Here is an 18,390-nt window from a genome sequence, read left to right on the forward strand (position 1 = left end):
GTGGATAAACTGGCCGGTTCAACAGATTATACCCATTTCTTATTCGCAGCGAATAGACACTTTGGGCTGCCCGGTAAGCGGAAACCGATGCTTCTCGCTAAGTAGTTTGCGAGCACGGCGTAGAAACGCGTCCGTTCGCGGCATTGGGGTTCGTGCCGTTCAAGTGCCCTGCAAGACTGAAAAAACGGTATTTTCTGAGTTATATTCAAAAAATAACAGGATTATTTCAAAATAAATCGTTGAACAGTAGGAATTAAATATAAAGATAGGCTAATTTTACGGATGAGGCCTGCGCAGGTTCGTGGCTGATTACCCTTTTTCCTCGGTTTATGAAAAACTCATATGCTCTTCGTGCACTGCTTGGCAGCTGGCTGGCCGTGCTGTTGGCCATTGCCCCCACCCAGGCCCAGGTAGTAGCCGGCCGCGCCGCGCCCACCGTGGAAGCCCGCAAGCAGGTATTGCGGGAGGCCCTGCGCCTCACCGCCAACGCCGACCTGCGCCCCACCGAGACCGAGGCCGACCCACTGGGCTTCGTGCACGAGCAGTACCAGCTCTACTACCAGGGCGTGAAGGTGGAGCATGGCCTGCTGCGCATCCACAGCCGTGCTGGCAAAACAGAAGCGGTGAGTGGCGAAACCCTGCGGCCGGCGGCCGGCCTCTCGGTTCGGCCAGGCCTGAGTGAAGCCGCCGCTCTGCAACGGGCGCTTGCCGTGGTGAAAGCGCGCACCTACAAGTGGCAGCTGCCCGCCGAAGAAGCCGCCCTCAGGCAGCAAACCGGCAAGCCCAACGCCACCTACCAGCCCAAGGGCGAGCTGGTGCTGGTGGGCGACTTCCGGCAGCCGGAGGCCAGCCGACCGCTGGTATTGGCCTGGAAATTCAATATTTACGCCCACGAGCCGGTGTCGCGGGCCTGGTTTTACGTCGATGCCCAATCGGGGCAGGTGGTGCTGCGCGATGCCATCATCAAGCACCTCAATGCCCCCGGTGCCGCGTTTGCCACGCGCTACGTGGGCGCCCGCACCAGCATCACCGACAATACCGGCAGTGGCTACCGCCTGCGCGAAACCGCCACCGGCAAGGGCGTCACCACGCTGAACATGCGCAAGAGCACTAACTTCTCGACCGCCGTGGACTTCGTGGACAACGACAATAGCTGGACGGCCGCCGAGCACGACAACGCCAACTTCGACAACGCGGCCCTCGATGCCCACCTCGGTGCTCAGGCCACGCAGGGCTACTGGAACACCATCCACGGCCGCGACTCTTATGACGACCGGGGCACCGTGCTGTTGAGCTACGCGCATTATGGCAATGCCATTGACAATGCTTACTGGAACGGTACAGCCATGCTCTACGGCGATGGCGACACGGCTTTTAAACCCCTGACCGCGCTTGATGTGTGTGGCCACGAGATTGGGCACGCCGTGATGCAGGCCACCGCCAACCTGACGTACCAGGGGGAGTCGGGGGCGCTCAACGAAGGGTTCTCGGATATCTGGGGCTGCGCCGTGGAAAACTTCTTCGACCCCGCCAAGCAGGTCTATCTCATCGGCGAGGACATCACCAAGCCGAGTTTCGGGTTGGCGCTGCGCTCGATGAGCAACCCCAACCAGTTCAACCAGCCGGACACGTACAAAGGCACCAACTGGTATAACGGCACCCGAGACAATGGTGGCGTGCATACCAACTCCGGAGTGCTGAATTTCTGGTTCTATTTACTGAGTGCGGGCGGTGCAGGGACCAACGACTTCGGCACCACCTTCAGCGTGACGGGTATCAGCATCGCCAAGGCCGAACGCATTGCCTACCGCGCCGAACGGTTTTACATGACTCCCTCCACCAACTATACCGCCGCCCGCCAGGCCACGATGCAGGCGGCTATCGACCTGTTCGGCCTCGGCTCGGCCGAAGTGACGGCCACCGCGCAGGCGTGGCGGGCCGTGGGGGTGGGCGATGGCACGGGGAACACCGAAGGCACTCCCACGCTCACCAGCTTCGCGCTCACCAGCGGCGTGCCGGGCACGGTGGTGACCCTCACGGGCACCAACATCGGCGCGGCGTTCAGCGTGAGCTTCAACGGTACGGCGGCTACCATTGCCACGCTGACTTCCGGTACGTCGATGGCCGTGACGGTGCCCGCAGGAGCTACCACAGGCCTCATCACCGTGACGACGGCGACGGGTACGGTGTCTTCGGCGACCAACTTTATCATTACGTCGGTGGGGCTTTCGCCGGTCATTACCAGTTTTTTGCCCAGCGGCGGGCAGGTGCAGGGCGGCTCCGTGACTATTACGGGAACCAATCTCACGGGTGCCACGGCGGTGCGTTTCAATGGCACGGCGGCGGCGTTTAGCGTAGTCAATACGACTACCCTCACGACGACCGTACCCGTCGGGGCCACGACGGGCGCGCTGACCGTGACCACGCCCAACGGTACGGCCACCGCTCCCAGCACGTTCCTGGTGCTGCCCAACCTTAGCCTATTCTCGCCCGGCAGTGCGCTGGTGGGCGCCACCGTCACTCTCACCGGCACCACCTTCACGGGTGCGCTGAACGTGAAATTTAATGGTTTTTACGCCACGACGTTCACGGTCGTAAACGCCACCACCATTATGGCGACCGTACCCAATGCTGCTACGACGGGGCCCATCACCGTGAGAACCCCCAGCGGAACGGCGACCAGCGCCACCAACTTCACCGTGACGCCGAGTCTGGCGTTCGCCAGTTTCTCGCCCGCGAGCGGCGTAGCTGGCACGGTGGTGAACGTGCAGGGCCGCGGCTTTACCGGCACTACCGCTGTCACATTTAGCGGCGTGAACGCGCCCACCTTCACGGTGGCCTCCGACATTGAGTTGTTTGTTACCGTGCCGTCGGGGGCTACCACCGGGAACATCGTGCTGACCACGCCGCTGGGCACGGTCACTTCGCCATCATTATTTATAGTCCTCGTGCCCGGCGGGCCCACCATCACCGGTTTCACGCCGGGTAGCGGCCCGGTGGGGACAAGCGTCGTCATCACGGGCACCAACTTCACCGGTGCCACGGCCGTGCAGTTCAACGGCACCCCCGCCGCATTCACGGTCGTGAGCGCCACTTCCATCAATACCACGGCGCCGGCGGGCTTCACTTCCGGCCCCATCAGCTTAATTACGCCGCTGAATACGGCGATAAGCGCGGCCAGCTTCATGCTGCCGCCCGGCAACGACCTGTGTTCGGGGACGCTACCCGTGCTGGCGTGTGGCAGCACCGTACTGGGCACCACGACGGGCTCAACTTCCACCGGCGACCCCACGGCGTCCTGCGGCACCATCATTACTGCCGGTGCGGGCGGGGTATTCTACCGCTTCGTAGGCACGGGTGCCTCCGTGACGTTGAGCACGTGTGACGCGGCTACGAATTACGACACCAAGCTCTTCGTCTTTACCGGCACCTGCGGCAGCTACACCTGCGTGGGCGGCAATGACGACCAGACTGGTAACTGTGCCGCCAATGGCAGCGCGACCGCGTCGCAGGTGACGTTTGCCTCGGTAGCCGGCACCAATTATCTGGTTTTCGTGAGCGGCTTTGATTCGGAGCGTGGCAACTTTGGGCTGACGGCTACCTGTGTGCCGGTGGTGCCCACCATTACCAGCTTCACGCCTACCAGCGGGCCAGTCGGGACGAGCGTGGTAATCACCGGCACGAACCTCACGGCCGCTTCGGCGGTGCCGTTCAATGGCACGGCTGCGACCACTTTTACCGTAAACTCGGCTACCAGTATTACGGCCACTGTGCCCACGGGCGCTACCACCGGCCCGATTGGCGTTACGGTGCCAGGTGGTTCAGGAGTGAGCGTATCCAACTTCACGGTCCTCGTAATGCCCACGCTCACCAGCCTCAATCCTACCAGCGGCAGCATCGGCACGAACGTGACGCTCACCGGCACGGGCTTCACCGGGGCCACGGGCGTGAGCTTCAACGGCACGGCGGCCGTCACCTTCAGCGTGAGCAGCGCCACGACGGCCACGGCTACCGTGCCGGCGGGGGCGACGAGTGGCAACGTGACCATCACCACGCCCAACGGCACCAGCAACGGCATGGCCTTTACGGTGACGGCGGCTTCGACCACCATAACGAGCATCGTGCGAGCAGATAGCAACCCGGCCAACGCGGCCAGTGTGGACTACACCGTGACCTTCGCCGCCGCCGTTACGGGCATGACTGCGGCCAATTTCTCGCTCACCGCCAACGGCGGTGTGGTCGGGGCCAGCGTGAGTGGCGTGAGTGGCGCGGGCAGCACCTACACCGTGAGCGTGAGCACTGGCACCGGCGACGGCACCCTGCGCCTGAACCTGGCCAATGCCACTGGCCTCGCGCCCGGCATCAGCAACGTCCCCTACACCGGCGGCCAGACTTATATCATCGATAAAACAGCGCCCACGGCCACCATCACCTCCGGCACGGCGGTCAGCGGCGGCACCAGCAGCAGCGCGACGTTTGCCTACACCGTCACGTTCCCGGAGAGCGTGAGCGGCTTCGGGGCCGGCGCTGTGAGCGTGGGCAACGGCAGCCTGAGCGGCTTTAGCGGTAGCGGCACCACCTACACTTTTGACGTAACCCCCGCTGCCAACGGGGCCGTCACGGTGGATGTGGCCGCCAACGGGGCCATCGACCCCGCCGGCAACGGCAACACTGCCGCTGCCCAATACAGCATTACCTACGCTCCGGCGACAATCACGGCCGTGACCTGGACCGGGGCCGCCAGCTCCGCCTGGGCCGTGCCCGGCAACTGGAGCCCCGCCGTGGTGCCCACGGCCGGCATCAGCGCCAGCATTGCGGCGGCCCCGGCCAACCAGCCACTGGTAAGCACCACCGCCGTGTGCGACAACCTGACCCTGCAAGCCGGGGCCAGGCTCACGCTGGCCGCCACCGCCGACCTCACCGCCAGCGGCAGTGTGAGCCTGGCCAGCGGCAGCACCCTGACCCAGGGCGCTACCTCCGAGCTGTACCTGGGCCGCAACTGGACCAACAACGGGGCCACCCTAGCCCTGGACCCGAGTAGCGAAGTCGGCTTCGGCGGCACGAACCACCTGCTGGGCGGCACGGCCGCCACGGCGTTTCAAATCATGACCGTGGGCGAGCGCGGCGGCTTCGAGGAAGTGCTGCTGAACGCACCCGTCAGCGTCGCCGTCAAGCTGCTGCTGGCCAATACGTCCAACGTGCGCGTGGGCAGTGGCGGCAGTCTCGTATTGCTGTCGACGGCCACCCGCACGGCCTTGGTAGTGCAGGCGGCCAATTGCGCCGTTATTGGCACCGTGACGGTGCAACGCGCCGTGAGCGGCCCGTACTTCGGCAGCGGTTACCGCCACTATAGCAGCCCGGTGGCCACGGCCACGGTGGGCAGCCTGGCCACCACCGGCTTCACGCCCACGGTGAACGGCACCTATAACACCAGCCCCACCCCGCTGAACGTGAAGCCCTTCCCGACGGTGTTTAGTTACGACCAGAGCCGCCTGGCCTCGGCTGCCAACAACCTCGTCGGGTTTGCGAAAGGCTGGGTTTCGCCGGCCGCCCTCAGCACGCCCCTGGCCGTGGGCCAGGGCTACACGGTGCAGCTGCCGGGTAGCCAGACCGTGGCCTTCACCGGCGCGCTCAACAATGGCGACCTGACCCTGCCCCTGGCCCGCAGCACCGTGACCGGGGCGGGCCTGCACCTGCTGGGAAACCCTTATCCGGCTCCCTTCGACTACTCCCAGGTGCTGTCGGCCGACCGGCCCAACCTCGACGCGGCTCTTTACGTGTTTATCCCCACCGGCCCCTACGCGGGTACTTACCGTGCTTACGTGAACGGTATCGGGGTCAGTCCCGTGGTGGCGGTGGGTCAGGGTTTCTTCACCCGCGTTACGCCCTTCCGCACCAGCGGCAGCCTCACCTTCCGCAACGCCCAGCGCGTGACGGATGAGAACACGGCCACCACTTTCGGTCGGGGTACGACCGATTCCCGCCCCGCCCTTACTCTGGCCCTGGCCGGCGCATCCGGTCCAGCCGATGAGCTGACGGTGTACGCCCAAACCGGCGCCACCGCTGGCGTGGACAGCGAGTTTGACGCCGTGAAACTCTCCAACCCCAATGGCCTGAGCCTGGCCACTCTCACTGCTGGCGGCGAGGCCCTGGCCATTGATGGCCGCCCCCTGCTGGCTGGCACCGTGCCCCTGCAAATCGCCCTTCCTGCCGCTGGTGCCTACACCCTGAGCGTCGCCAGTCTGGCCAACCTCGCCGGTATCCGCGTAGAGCTGGTCGACAACCTGACCGGTACCCGCACCGTGCTCGCGGCCGGGGCGAACTACGCTTTCACGACCGCCGCCACTACCGCCCCCGGCCGTTTCTGGCTCAACTTAAGTGCTGGGCCGCTGGCGGCAAAGGCAGCTTTGGAGGCGCAGGTACTGGCCTATCCCAACCCCGTTCGCGGCCGCCTGACCATTGTGCGGCCGCTGGGCGGCCTGGCTTCGGCCGTGCTCTATAACAGCCTCGGCCAGATGGTGAAGACCATGGCCCTACCCACGGCCGAAACCACCGTGGACCTAGTTGGTTTGGCCAGCGGCGTGTACTCGCTGCGCCTGACCATCGGCAGCCAACTACTCACCCGCAAGGTGGTGGTGGAGTAAGCGCTCCATCGCCGTCTACTCGCAGTTCCTTTATTGTCGCCTGCGCCAGGTGAATTTGGACGCTACGGCCAGCTACTCGCCCGTGCTGGCCGTACTGGTCCGCACGGAGAGCAACTTACGTGCTACCCCAACCTGGCCTACCACCCGTCGTTTCGGGTCTCAGCCCCACGCTCAGCCCCGCACTACAAGCAGCGACCCCAGTGCCAGCGCCGGTCCATTTGCCACCGGCAGCCGCACTGCGTCCAGCGTCCGGCCGTACATGTCCACTCCGCGCCGCGTCAGCCACAACAGTTGCATCTGTGCCAGCTACGTCATCGAGTCGCTGCCCTGGCAGCCAAAAGGCTGGTCCAACTCTGGCGCATCTACGCCTAGCAGCCGCACCCGATACCGCACGCCCCCGGACAGCACGTCGCACGAGTCGGCATCTACCACCGGCCGCTCTCGGCTTTCGGCACAGTAGATTCCGCAACACGTATTAGCCCATTGGCCGGCAGTTCCCGCGCCGGCCTCGCGCAACTCAAGGCGGCAAACTGCAATGCTCTGACTGCCGCCGCGATAATGCTCATTGTAAGGAGGAGCACCTGACCGATGGTTTGCATGACTGAAAAAGTTTCATTTCACGAACCCACTCTCCCCTCGAACGAGTATACCCCGCAAGTACCCATCATGTCCCAGGTTTGCATCTACCCGAAGGAAGCAGTCGCCGTAACCGGCAACGGTTACCAGGCCGGCAAGCGCCTCTTGCAGCGCACCCGCGTGTAGCTGGGTAAGCCCAGCCGTGCCCTGGTTTCCATTCAGCAGTTTTGTGCCTATTCCCACCTGCCAGAGCAGGAAGTGCGCGCCGCCTACGCCCGCAGCTAGAGCGTAGCACTACCATACCCCAAGCGTATCGGAAGAATAGTGACGGCTACCTCGTCCGGCTATAGTTGTACAGGTAGGCAGGAACTGGTCTATTCCTGAAATGGCCGTGTTGGCAATCAGAAAAAGACCCGCCTCAATTTTTCCAACGAAAGGTCGCTTGTCCCCTGGCTTGTTACGGGAACCAGACGCCGTTACTTGGAGACCACAGCAGGGGAGGTCCCCCCAGGGTAAACGCATTAAAACCGGAGGCATTTTTCCCGGTATTCATCAGCTAATGCGCAGCGGTTCATCTTTCGATTCAAGCTGATTTTTTCTGGTTGTTCGTGCAGCAGATTAAGAACAAACTTGCGTATCACGGCGTAATTAGTGGCGGCATCGCCAGCCCGTTTTCGGCAGGCATCTTCGCCGAATACCACATCCAGCACCCAATGCAGCCGGTTTTCGACGCCCCAATGACGGCGTACATAGCCTTGAAAATCTGCTGCCGTAGCTTGGCGGCTGCTCAGGTAATAGCGCGTTTCGGTCTGCAGCTGTTCGCTCCCCACGGCCCGCCGCGTGGCCCGCACTTCGACCAGCGTGTGCAGGGCGTGCCAGTCCGGGCCGCGCAGTTGGGCCGGCAGGACCGTGGCGGGCAACACCCGGCAGGTGCGCGTCTCGTGGCGGCCCTGTACCGGTTTTTCCGGCGGGGTACTCGTCGCTTCGGCCTTCTGGCTGGCGGCAAAAGCGGCGAGTACGGCGGTTTGCAAGGCCGCTTGGTTGCCTTTGAGGACCAGCAAATAGTCGGCCCCAGCGGCGGTAATGGCCTGGGTGATGCTTTTTTGACACCCGATGGCGTCCATGCTCAGCAAGCAGCCGCGCACATCAAGCAAGTCGAGCAGTGTGGGCAAGGCCGTGATTTCGTTGGCCTTGTCCGGGGTCTGATACTGGCCCAGGCACAAGCCCGCTTCGTCGCACCAGGCATGGAGCAGATGCACGGCGGGCACGCCCCCGGCGGCGCGTGGCGTCTGCTGCTGGCGGGCTGTGGCCGAGCGGCGCAAGCGCTTGCCATCGACACAAATTTGCGCGCCATCGGGCAGCACCAAGCCCTGACGCACCCAGTCGATGAAGCACTTTTCGAACGCACGCGGGTCGAGCCGACTCATCACCCGGTTGAGGGTATCATGTGAAGCAATACCTTGTTCGAAAGGCAGATAGGTGCGTAGCCACGCCAGTTTAGCGCAGCCAAAATCAGCGATTTCTTCCCACCCGCCGTATCCGCTCACGCCCGCACTCACGCACACCAGCAAAATTTCCAGCAACGGATATTGCCGCCGCCGCGCGATGCGAGGGTCCGGTAAAGTGGCAAAATCTGTCAATAAAGAGGTCAGGTTGGAGGTCATCATGCCCGAAATCTACCCCCCCGGTTTTAATGCGTTTACCTTGGCGGGGGCCCTGCCTATAGCAAGGCGAGATTAGTATTCAAATCTGTCCCCTGAGCGGTTCCACCAAAAGTTGATAAAAGCAAAACGCCCTGTAAGTTAGATGCTTACAGGGCGTTTTCTTGCAAACTGGCGGTCTGGACGGAACCAGTGCAAGCCCTGTAAAGTGCAGTGTAACGCCTTGAAAACTAAAAAACTAAGAATTTAAGAACTCAAAACTAAAGTCATTGGGGGCGCCAGCGGGGCCGGTGCCATTTTTACCCTGCTTCGCCCACCAATTTGACATCGTAGCGGGACGCTATGTCCAGCAGAATGCCGCGCAGCTGTGTTGAGTCGTGGGCCAGCATTTCCAGCAGCACCAGCATCCGGTCAAAGGCCTCGTTGGTGTTGGCCGGCACGCTGCGCGTGACCACTGCTTGCACCTGCCACAGTTCCTTCAAATCAGTTTGCGGCAGGATGAACGGGTCGTAAAACCGGTTGTCCGACAGCAGCTCGATGGGCTCGTTGCGCTTCACCGGCCCGCGCAGGCGCTTGACCATAATCCGGTCGTGGGCCACCACCACGTACACGTGCTTGGGCTGAATCAGGTCCAGCCGCTCGGTGCAGGTAGCCACCACCAGGTCGCCCTGATTCAGCGTGGGCTGCATGCTATTGCCGGATACCTCAAACGCCCGTACCGTTTTGCCACCCGGCATGTCCGGAATGCTCAGCGTCTCCGGTTCCTCCATGGTATCGTCCACGTCGCGGGCCAGCAGGTAGCCGGCCTCGGCCTTCCTCGGCACTACGATGATGACTTCTTTACCATTGGCATCCACCGTCACGACCGAGGGCATTCCGGTGTAGCTGGACGCTTGCTTCACCTCCGGTTTGGTGTCATCGGTCTTAAACATCGGCTCGTCGCCGCGCATCAGCCACTCCGAACGCATCTGCGGGTAATGGTCCAGAATATCCATCAGAGTTTCATAGCCCGGCTTGGATTTATTCTGAATCAGTTTATACAACTTTTGTGGACCTTCATAGCCCAAATTTTTGGCTAACTGGTAAGCCGACAAGTTGTAATGGGTCATCAGTTCACTGATGCGTGTGCCAACGTGTGCTCTAGGGTCCATTATTTTTGCTGTTACTCAACAAACTTTTTTTGCTGTTACAAACTTTAGTAGCCACATTTGGGCTTCGAAGTCTAAACAAAGATACGTAATAGCAAACAAAATGGAACAGTTCGCAAAGATTATTTCTGAGCTTCGGGCCACGCTGCCCAAGCGCAACGATTTTGCCAAGCGCACGGTCGAATTACTGGCCACCAAGGGCCTGATTTACTCCAAGCAGCAGGTCTACAACATCCTCTTGGGCCGCTACCACAACACCGACGTGGCCGAGGCCTTCATCAGCGTGGTGGAAGCCGAAAAGAAGCGGGTTGCTGCCCTCCAGGTCCGAGCTACCAAAGCCACCGCCGCCTAGCCATGCAAGTAGCTCTCCTCGTCCCCGAACAAGAGTGGCGGCAGCTGCTGGCCGACGTGCAGCGCCTGAAGGAGTTTGAGGCCGCTGCCCCCAAGACCCCGCCAACGCCGCCCGACCGCCTATTCACCGTCCGCGAAGCCGCCGAATACTTGCGCTTCACGCCCGAAGGCATCCGCAAAGCCCGCCGCGCCGGCCGCCTCACCGGCGTGCGTCTTAACGAGAAGGAGTGGGGCTTCCGCCTTTCCGAGCTCGACCGCTACGTCAAACGCTACCACCGCCAGCTGCCGCCCATGTCCCCGGTCCCGGAAGGCCGGCCACTCATGGCCAAAGCTGCCTAACCCCTTTCTCTAATGTCCCAGCTACTCCCCATCGTCGGGCCCGTCAGCCCGACCGGTCCCGAGGCTACGCCCTCCATCATCACCATTCAGAAGGTAAAGCTCAAAGACCAGCAGCTGACGTGCGAGTTCACCGAGCAGCGTACCCAGGATGCGCCGCCCCGCGCCTTTGCCCTCACCTGCGCCGAACAGGTGCATCCCGACCTGTCCCACCGCCTCAGCCGCCTGGTCCCGCACCTCTGCCTGCTCACCGAGCAGTTGACCGAAACGCCCGACTTCTGGCCCGACACGGCCGAGGAGTTGCCAGCCCGCTTCCAGGCCTTCACCGTCACCGGCTTCTCGACGGGGAAGCACCAGTCCGGCGTTACCCTCATCGGTCAGCGCGCCCTCACCACCGGCAAGGTGCTGAACCTGACCAGCCCCTACGTCAGCTTCGATGACGAAACCGATGCCGCCTACGCCTACGCACCCCTGCTGGAAACCGAGTTAGGCGAAGCCCTAACCGAAGTTGAAGCGGCCCTACGCGGTAAGTGCACCGAGTACCGCCAGCTCGACTTGTTTGAGCAGCCCGGCACCGCCAACGTCCTTCTGGTGTCCACGCGTCCCGAGGCATGAAGCTCCCGGCTATCCAATTCTACCCCGGCGACTGGCACAAGGACCAGGGCGTCCAGGCCCTCGACCTGCTGCAGCGCGGGGCCTGGTTCGAGCTGCTGTTGATGATGCACGACAGCGACGAGCGCGGCGTGCTCCTCGTCAACGGCGCCCCCATGCCCGACGCCGTCATTGCCCGCCGCCTCGGTTTGGATAACCAAAGTGCCAACCAAATCCTAACCACCCTGCTAACCTACGGCGTCGCCAGCCGCCGCGACACCGACGGCGCGCTGTTTTGCCGCCGCATGGTGAAAGACGAGCGGTTGCGCCAAGTGCGTACCGAATCGGGCAAAAAGGGCGGAAATCCGCGTTTGCTTAACCAAACTCCCAACCAACCCGCCAACCAACCCCCCAAGCAAACGCCAACCACCGGGGTTAAGCAAATTCCAACCCCTTCATCTTCATCTTCAATTACATCTTCAATAAAAGAAAGAGAGGTGGCTGACGCCACCGCGCCCGCTCTGCTCATTGAAGAAATTGTGAAGGAGAAGTCAGCTAAAAAACCGGCTGAAGCCCGAAAGAAAGGGCCCGCCGCGCCGCCCACCCTGGCCGAAGTCCAGGCCTACGCCGCCGAGTACCAACCCAACAGCGCCGACGTCCAGGCCGAAGCCACCGCTTTCTGCGACCATTTCCAAAGCAACGGCTGGCGCGTGAGCGGCAAAACCCCCATGGCCGACTGGCGCGCTGCCTTCCGCCGCTGGATGCACCGCCGCGCCCAGTTCCAGCCCGCCGGCGCTGCCTCCGCAACCCCGCCGCCCCGGGCCCGCACCTCCCCCAAACCCCTCGACCCCTCCCGCTGGAGCTAACCCATATTCGCCATGTCCGAAAATCAACCCAAGCCCTACGCCGCTCGCCGCCCTGCCATTTCCGCACCCAGCAGTGGCCATCTGCCACCCCAGGCCCTCGACCTTGAAGCCGCCGTGCTCGGGGCCGCCCTGCTTGAAGCCGACGCCCAGCGCACTTTGCTGGCTATCCTGCCTACCGAGGAAGTGTTCTACTGCCCCGCTCACCAGCAAGTCTATTTGGCCATCCGCGACATAGTGCAGCGTGGTGACCACGCCGACCTGCTCACCGTCACCCAGCAGTTGCGTCAGCGCGGCACCCTGGAACGCACCGGCGGCCCATACTTCGTCGCCGGCCTCACCAGCCGCATCAATTCCGCCGCCCACTTCGAAACCCACTGCCGCCTGTTGCAAGAGCAGCACGCCCGCCGCGTCGTCATCCGAGTCGGTACCGAGCTTACCGCCCACGGCTACGACCAGACCCGCGACCCGCTAGAGCTGCTGGCCGACGCTCAAACCCACCTCACGGGCCTGCACCGGGCCCTGGAAACCCGCCCTGGCCAAACCGCCGCCGATGCGTTCGAGCCCACCTTCGAGCGCCTCGCCCAGGCCGTCCAGCAGCGCGGCCTGACCGGCGTACCCACCGGACTAGCCGCCCTTGATGGTCTCACCGGCGGCTGGCAGCCCGGCGACCTCATCATTCTCGCCGCCCGGCCCGGGATGGGCAAAACCGCCGCGCTGCTGCACTTTGCCCGTACCGCCGCCCTCGACCACGGCCAGCACACCGCCGCCTTCAGCCTCGAAATGCCCACCCTGCAGCTTATGCAGCGAATGGTGGCCAGCGAAGTCCCCGGCTACAGCAACTCCGACCTGCGCCGCGGCAACCTGCCCGGCGGTCTCGACCAAGTGGCCCACATCCGCCAGCAGGCCCAACGAATTCAAACCCAGGGCCACCAGCTGTATATCGACGACACGCCCGGCCTGAGCATCCAGCAGCTACGCGCCAAGTGCGCCCGCCTCCACGCCCAGCAGCCGCTAAGCCTGGTCCTTATCGACTACATCCAGCTCATGCGGGGCGATACCAAGGGCAACCGGGAGCAGGAAGTAGGCAGCATCAGCCGCGGCCTCAAGGAACTAGCCAAGGAGCTCAACGCCCCCGTCATCGCCCTCAGCCAGCTTTCCCGCGATGTAGAAAAGAGGGGAGGAGAGAAGCGCCCGCTGCTCTCGGACCTACGCGAGTCCGGCAGCCTGGAGCAGGACGCTGACTGTATCATCTTCCTCTGGCGTGGCGAATACTACAACATCACCGAGTACCAGGACGGCACCGCTACCGCCGACACCATCCTGCTCGACATCGCCAAGCACCGCAACGGTGCCACGGACGAAATCATAGCTGCTTGCTCGATGCGCCGTGGTACCTTCCAAGACCTTACGGCCTCACCGGCTGGCTTCTGAGTGGCTTTGCAAATGCAATAAAATTCCGATACCCTTTCCGGAATACAATAGGCATTAAGTCAGCGCTTTGCCTTATGTTTTGAAGGGGCGATTCCGATAATTATTTCCGTCATCCATCATGCCTTCTCCTATCGTCATCAGTTGCTTCGACCTAACCACCACGCTCGTGCAGCCGTGGGCCGAAGCAGGCTACCTATGCTACTGTGTCGACCTGCAGCACCCACCCGGCGAAACCCGCGAGGGCAACATCATCCGCGTGGGGGCCGACGTGCGCGAGTGGCTGCCGCCCTACGGCCCCGTGGCCTTTGCCGCCTTCTTTCCGCCTTGCACCGACACCGCCATTTCCGGCCGTGCCCATTTCCGCCGCAAGGGCCTCAGCAGCGTCATCAAAGCCCTGCAACTGTTCGAGTGGTCCGCCCGCCTCGCCGCCTGGTGCCAGTGCCCCTACTTCATCGAAAACCCGGTGAGCACCGTCAGCACCTACTGGCGCCCCCCGGACTTCCGCTTCGACCCCTGCGACTACGCTGGCTACCTGCCCGCCGAGCGCCAGCTCAGCGAAGCCTACACCAAGCGCACCTGCCTCTGGACTGGCGGCGGCTTTCAGCTGCCCGAGCACAAAGCTGTTGTGCCAATACTCGGCTCCAAAATGCACAATCTGCCAGACTCAAAGAACCGCGCGAACCTGCGCTCAGCCACGCCCGCCGGCTTTGCCCGCGCCGTGTTCGAGGCGCATTTTCACGCTTCACCCCCTGGCAATAGCAGCGCATAATCAGGCTGTCTACCAAAGTGCCGGGTCAGGCTCTGGTTTAGGTAGCTCATCCCGTCCCAACTCCCGCACTGGCAACCATTTAATTACTTGGCCCCAATTGCCGATTTCCGTCATGTTCCAGTTATTTTCAGTTCTAGGGTAAAAGAGCTCAAATTGCTTCTCTCTTCCGTTGAACTTAACCAACTCCAGCCTTACCCCACCGTTAGCACGGTTTTGCACATACGCCACCAACGGTTTGTCATGTAGCGCATCTTGAGGAGTGCCTTCTTGGTATGAGGTATAATCGATTTCTTGCATGGCGTAAATTTCAGGAACAACCATTAAGTAATAGCCTAAACCTTGATTTTCTTGATTACAAAATCCTTTCCATCCACCCGAAACTTAAACTGCGTTTTAGTCGCGCTCAGCAAATCCACATTGCCGTAGTGCATTTGCCGATGATGGTTAGCACATAGCGTAATGATATTCGCTAGCCCCAACGCTCCAACTGCCAAGTTTGCCACTTGGTCAACGTGGTGCGCCTCTACGTAAGGTTGTCCGTTCTCCTTTAAGAACCCAATAGGCTTAAGCTTCATCGCCTCGCATAGAAGGCATTTGTAGCCCGTTTGGCGCTTTGCCAGTGTTGCAATGCGGCCCCGCTCGATGTAAACTGAAACCCGTAGTTTCTGCTCCGGCTTCATCTTCTGCATTTTGGCCTCCAGTTCGGCGATACCGCCCAAGGAGCCCGCGTCAGGGTTATCAACCAGACCTCCCAATCCCTCGCCGCCATTATCCCCTTCGTGTCCGAGCCTCTCCAGCAGTCCCCGAAGTTTAGCGTTTCGTTGGTTGCCTCGTTCTGCTAATCGGAGAATATTAATGACATTATCCGATGTCAAATAATTAAAGCCCCGCTGCGATATTTTCTTCCCAGTTGGCAGTAGCTGTTCCCGCACTACTGTTTCAGCATCAATCACTACCGGCTTTGCGAAATACACGATGTCATCCACATTGGCCCGCACATTACCAAAGTTGAATTTCTTGAAAATCGGGTGCTTTGCTTTTCGCAGCGTTTCCCCGATTTCAGGAAAGGCATATACTCCTACAATGCATTTGCGATTGTCGTGCTGGTAATCAGAGCTCAAAAAGAAAATGGCCCCTAAATCACGCACCTGCGGATTTCTGTTGAGCATTGGACTATAGCCAATGTAGGTGCCATCCGCTTCTGCCGGGTACAGCTCATGACCGAAATTGAGATGGTCGGCAGCCTCGCCATTGTCGCGCACAAAGTCATACTTCGACTTTTTCAAGTCTTCCTTCGTGAGCGGTTTCGTCCAGCCGGTGCTGCTCCAAGTGATGGAGGTGAGGATACCGTAGCGGTCAGGGTCTTCCATGCTGAATAGCTTAACTGGCCAATTATTCTTGCTCGTCCGTGGGGGCCGGCTCTAACAAGCCCGCCTCCACCAGCGCGGCCTCTTCCGCCTCCTCATCTACCTCTTCTTCGACCACCACAACCGGCTCCGCCACCTGCGGCACAGGCCAGATAGTAATGGCCCAATCTGCTAGGATATTGGCTCGCTTCAAAATGGCTGCCTCATTCCAAATCGGCTCCGTTGCTACCGACTTGTTGAGCTTAATCGGGCTGTCGATAAATCCGCCTTCAAGCACCTTTTTCTCTGCAAATGCCCGGTCGCTCATCTCTGAATTGTAGCCGGTTAGCGTCAAATTGCCAATCGTATGCAAGTATTTTGAATGTAGTGCTTCCCAACCTTCGCCTAACTCTGCCCGCCAAGCTTCCGACACATTCTCATTTTGCGGCATAATGTGCTCAATGGTGTAATCGCCAATGTTCACGTATTCTTTCCGCTTGTAATTTTCTAGGTTGGATAGCAAGAAATGGCGTTTGCCAAAATGGTAAGCATCCCGCGCTATAAACTGTTGGCGAAATTCTACATCATTCGGAAAGCGCCGCGCCCAGCCCATGCCCAGGAAATGAGCCTTTACGCTCGTCAAATAATCGCCACCTTTCAACTGGTTGCCGAAGCTGGCAAACGTGCTGTTTAGCGTATTCGTAGGCAACCCACAAGCCGCCCGCCGCATTAGGTAAGCCTCAATGATTTCTACTACTTCTACCAGTCCATCCTTGCTTATCAAGCCGGCCGCCGAGGCGGCATATGCACTCAGCAGATAGGGGTAGGCCACCCCAATACCGAGGCTTATCAAGCGTTCCAGTGCCGCCCGTAGTCTGGTGTGCTCTTCCTTCTCTGGTTGGCGTAGGCGCACATAGTAGGTGGCGTGGTGATATAGCTCCTCCACCAGTCCTTCCACTTGCTCAGCGCCCACCCGACCAGCTGCATAGTCATTTTTGAAGTGCTGGTAAACATTCCAGATACTCACCAAATTACCAGCTTTCATGGTCAGGAAGTCGCGCATGAATTCCCCGAACATCGTGCTGTAGGCATCCCCAAATGCCGCCTCCATTGGGTACCAGTGCTTATCGTACAGTTCAACCTGCACCGAGGGCACCTGACCCATCAGTACATAGTTTCGGATAAGGTCGGCTTGGTCTAGGGGACGGCCGGTTGAATTGAGACTCTCAAAGATTAGTTGTGGATTATCTACTCCTGCTTCCAAGGATACACCTACAACCATCAGCTTGCTGATGCCAGTCCATAAATCTGCCACGTTTTCGCTTGTAACTTCCTCTTTGAAGAATTCAAAGTTTTCCCGCACACGCTCCGAGTTGTGCTCAGGCAGTGGATTGGTATTTACTACAGCAATTAGCGTTTCTTTATCACGCTTTGTAAGTAGTAGTCGTTGAGACATTTCCCCAGTTTTGAACTGGTTTGTTAAATACAATGCTCGTATCTCTTCGCTGCTAACACCCGATACCGGCTCACCTTGCTCTTTTAACAGCCGATAAATTGCAGTAAGCAACAAAATAGTAGTAGTCAATCGTTGCTGCCCGTCGATTACTAGCGAGGCTGGTACAGTACCTATAGCGTGGGCCGCTGCTTGGTAATACACGACAGACCCCATAAAGTAGCTCTTCCGGTTTGCATCACGGCCAACCTGCAAAATGTCGTTAAATAACTTTTTGCAGTCCTCATTATTCCAACTGTATGGCCGTTGGTAAATTGGAATGGTAAAATGGCGTGGCCCTTGCAGCAGGCCGAGCAGTTTAATTTCGTTGGCAGTCATGTCTTAAAAGCTGTATTTAGAAAATGTGTTATTAGTCTTCTGTATCTCCAAACGGTATGCTTTCTGTTTTCGCCTGCGCCTCAACCTGTTCACGTAATTGGAACAAACGAATGCTTTGCTCTTGAAAGTCAGTGTACATATCGTCAGGCTGTTCTTCTATCTGCGCAGAGCCGAATAGACGCTGATAATCTGACACTGCATTCCCCAACCTGTCTCCGTAGGTGACATCGAGTAGGTCCAGCAAAATAACTTTTTGTTCCCCTGTTAATGATTCACCCTCGATTCGGCGACTGATTACACCAAAAAATTGCGTGAGAGTAAAAAATTGTCGGCGAAAGTCTAAAAGCTCGTCTTGTCGGGCTGGCTTTGTTGCTCCCATGCCTTCAGAAGATGTAACCCTGTTACCACGACGTATCCCAAAACCTATTTCAGGAATTTCTGCAAATAAGCGTTTCTGCCTTTCCACAGTCTCACTGAATCGCTCAATAATTTTGTAAGTCAAGTCAAAAAAGCTCTCATTCTGTGCCCGCTTCGTCTCAGCTCTGATTTGCTCAAACTGATTCTCGTTAGTCTTGATTTGCTCGCGCAGTGTGTAATACACAATTATTAAACCAGCGAAATTGAGTATAGGCCCAGCAATACCTCCTATTGTGTCTCCCACAACCCCAGTATTTTGGTTATAGACATTCCACAAATTCGGGTGGCCTGACCATACCATCGGCACTACCCACAAAGCAGCTAATGTGAGGAAGATGGCACCACCAATAGTCCATCGAGCCGAACGGTCAATGTCAAACTTCTTTACTTTCTTCTTTTTTGGAGATTTCATTTGTTGAAATA

The 18,390-nt window shown here is 59.7% G+C and carries 14 protein-coding genes; 8 read left to right on the forward strand and 6 right to left on the reverse strand.

Going from position 1 to position 18,390, the window contains the following annotated elements:
- Window positions 1-329: 329 nt before the first annotated feature.
- Together GM79_RS01405 and GM79_RS24505 are read left to right on the forward strand one after the other, a co-directional pair.
- Window positions 330-6,644: a M4 family metallopeptidase gene (locus GM79_RS01405; RefSeq protein ID WP_035558037.1), complete on the forward strand. Its 6,315-nt coding sequence runs from the start codon at window positions 330-332 to the stop codon at window positions 6,642-6,644.
- Between the two features lie 49 nt (window positions 6,645-6,693).
- Window positions 6,694-7,104, forward strand: coding sequence for a hypothetical protein (locus tag GM79_RS24505; protein ID WP_152559771.1), 411 nt, complete (start codon window positions 6,694-6,696; stop codon window positions 7,102-7,104).
- Window positions 7,105-7,741: 637 nt separating this feature from the next.
- Here GM79_RS24505 and GM79_RS01415 read toward each other — a convergent pair.
- Both GM79_RS01415 and GM79_RS01420 read right to left on the reverse strand, forming a co-directional pair.
- Window positions 7,742-8,887, reverse strand: a complete 1,146-nt coding sequence (locus tag GM79_RS01415; protein WP_081867484.1) for an ISAs1 family transposase — start codon at window positions 8,885-8,887, stop codon at window positions 7,742-7,744.
- Between the two features lie 293 nt (window positions 8,888-9,180).
- Entirely contained in the window at window positions 9,181-9,924 is a 744-nt protein-coding gene (locus tag GM79_RS01420; protein WP_161787094.1) for a helix-turn-helix transcriptional regulator, read from the reverse strand.
- A gap of 208 nt (window positions 9,925-10,132) precedes the next feature.
- Between GM79_RS01420 and GM79_RS01425 the strand changes: the two genes are divergently transcribed.
- From GM79_RS01425 to GM79_RS01450, 6 genes are all read left to right on the forward strand, one after another.
- Window positions 10,133-10,381 carry a hypothetical protein gene (locus GM79_RS01425; protein WP_035558046.1) on the forward strand — a complete coding sequence of 83 codons (249 nt, stop codon included), beginning with the start codon at window positions 10,133-10,135 and terminating at the stop codon, window positions 10,379-10,381.
- 2 nt (window positions 10,382-10,383) lie between these two features.
- Window positions 10,384-10,719 (forward strand): helix-turn-helix domain-containing protein, encoded by a 336-nt coding sequence (locus GM79_RS01430; protein ID WP_035558049.1) that lies wholly within the window; start codon window positions 10,384-10,386, stop codon window positions 10,717-10,719.
- A 12-nt stretch (window positions 10,720-10,731) separates the two neighbouring features.
- Entirely contained in the window at window positions 10,732-11,331 is a 600-nt protein-coding gene (locus tag GM79_RS01435) for a hypothetical protein (protein ID WP_035558052.1), read from the forward strand.
- The gene (locus GM79_RS01440; protein ID WP_035558055.1) at window positions 11,328-12,173 is read left to right on the forward strand and encodes a hypothetical protein; all 846 of its coding nucleotides are present in this window, start codon (window positions 11,328-11,330) and stop codon (window positions 12,171-12,173) included. The genes GM79_RS01435 and GM79_RS01440 overlap by 4 nt, the downstream gene beginning before the upstream one ends.
- Before the next feature lie 12 nt (window positions 12,174-12,185).
- Entirely contained in the window at window positions 12,186-13,604 is a 1,419-nt protein-coding gene (gene dnaB / locus GM79_RS01445) for a replicative DNA helicase (RefSeq protein ID WP_051718359.1), read from the forward strand.
- A 118-nt stretch (window positions 13,605-13,722) separates the two neighbouring features.
- Window positions 13,723-14,373, forward strand: coding sequence for a hypothetical protein (locus GM79_RS01450; RefSeq protein WP_035558059.1), 651 nt, complete (start codon window positions 13,723-13,725; stop codon window positions 14,371-14,373).
- Between the two features lie 9 nt (window positions 14,374-14,382).
- Here the strand turns inward: GM79_RS01450 and GM79_RS01455 are convergent, their stop codons facing one another.
- Genes GM79_RS01455 through GM79_RS01470 form a run of 4 tightly spaced genes read right to left on the reverse strand, consistent with a single transcriptional unit; the run spans window position 14,383 to window position 18,379 of the window.
- Complete coding sequence (locus GM79_RS01455) at window positions 14,383-14,694, reverse strand: hypothetical protein (RefSeq protein ID WP_035558062.1); 312 nt, start codon at window positions 14,692-14,694, stop codon at window positions 14,383-14,385.
- Window positions 14,695-14,705: 11 nt separating this feature from the next.
- Window positions 14,706-15,743, reverse strand: a complete 1,038-nt coding sequence (locus GM79_RS01460) for a hypothetical protein (protein ID WP_035558065.1) — start codon at window positions 15,741-15,743, stop codon at window positions 14,706-14,708.
- Window positions 15,744-15,765: 22 nt separating this feature from the next.
- Window positions 15,766-17,550 (reverse strand): DUF262 domain-containing protein, encoded by a 1,785-nt coding sequence (locus GM79_RS01465; RefSeq protein ID WP_051718360.1) that lies wholly within the window; start codon window positions 17,548-17,550, stop codon window positions 15,766-15,768.
- A gap of 31 nt (window positions 17,551-17,581) precedes the next feature.
- The gene (locus GM79_RS01470) at window positions 17,582-18,379 is read right to left on the reverse strand and encodes a hypothetical protein (protein ID WP_035558068.1); all 798 of its coding nucleotides are present in this window, start codon (window positions 18,377-18,379) and stop codon (window positions 17,582-17,584) included.
- Window positions 18,380-18,390 lie beyond the last annotated feature (11 nt).

Source organism: Hymenobacter sp. IS2118 (assembly GCF_000715495.1).
GTDB lineage: Bacteria > Bacteroidota > Bacteroidia > Cytophagales > Hymenobacteraceae > Hymenobacter.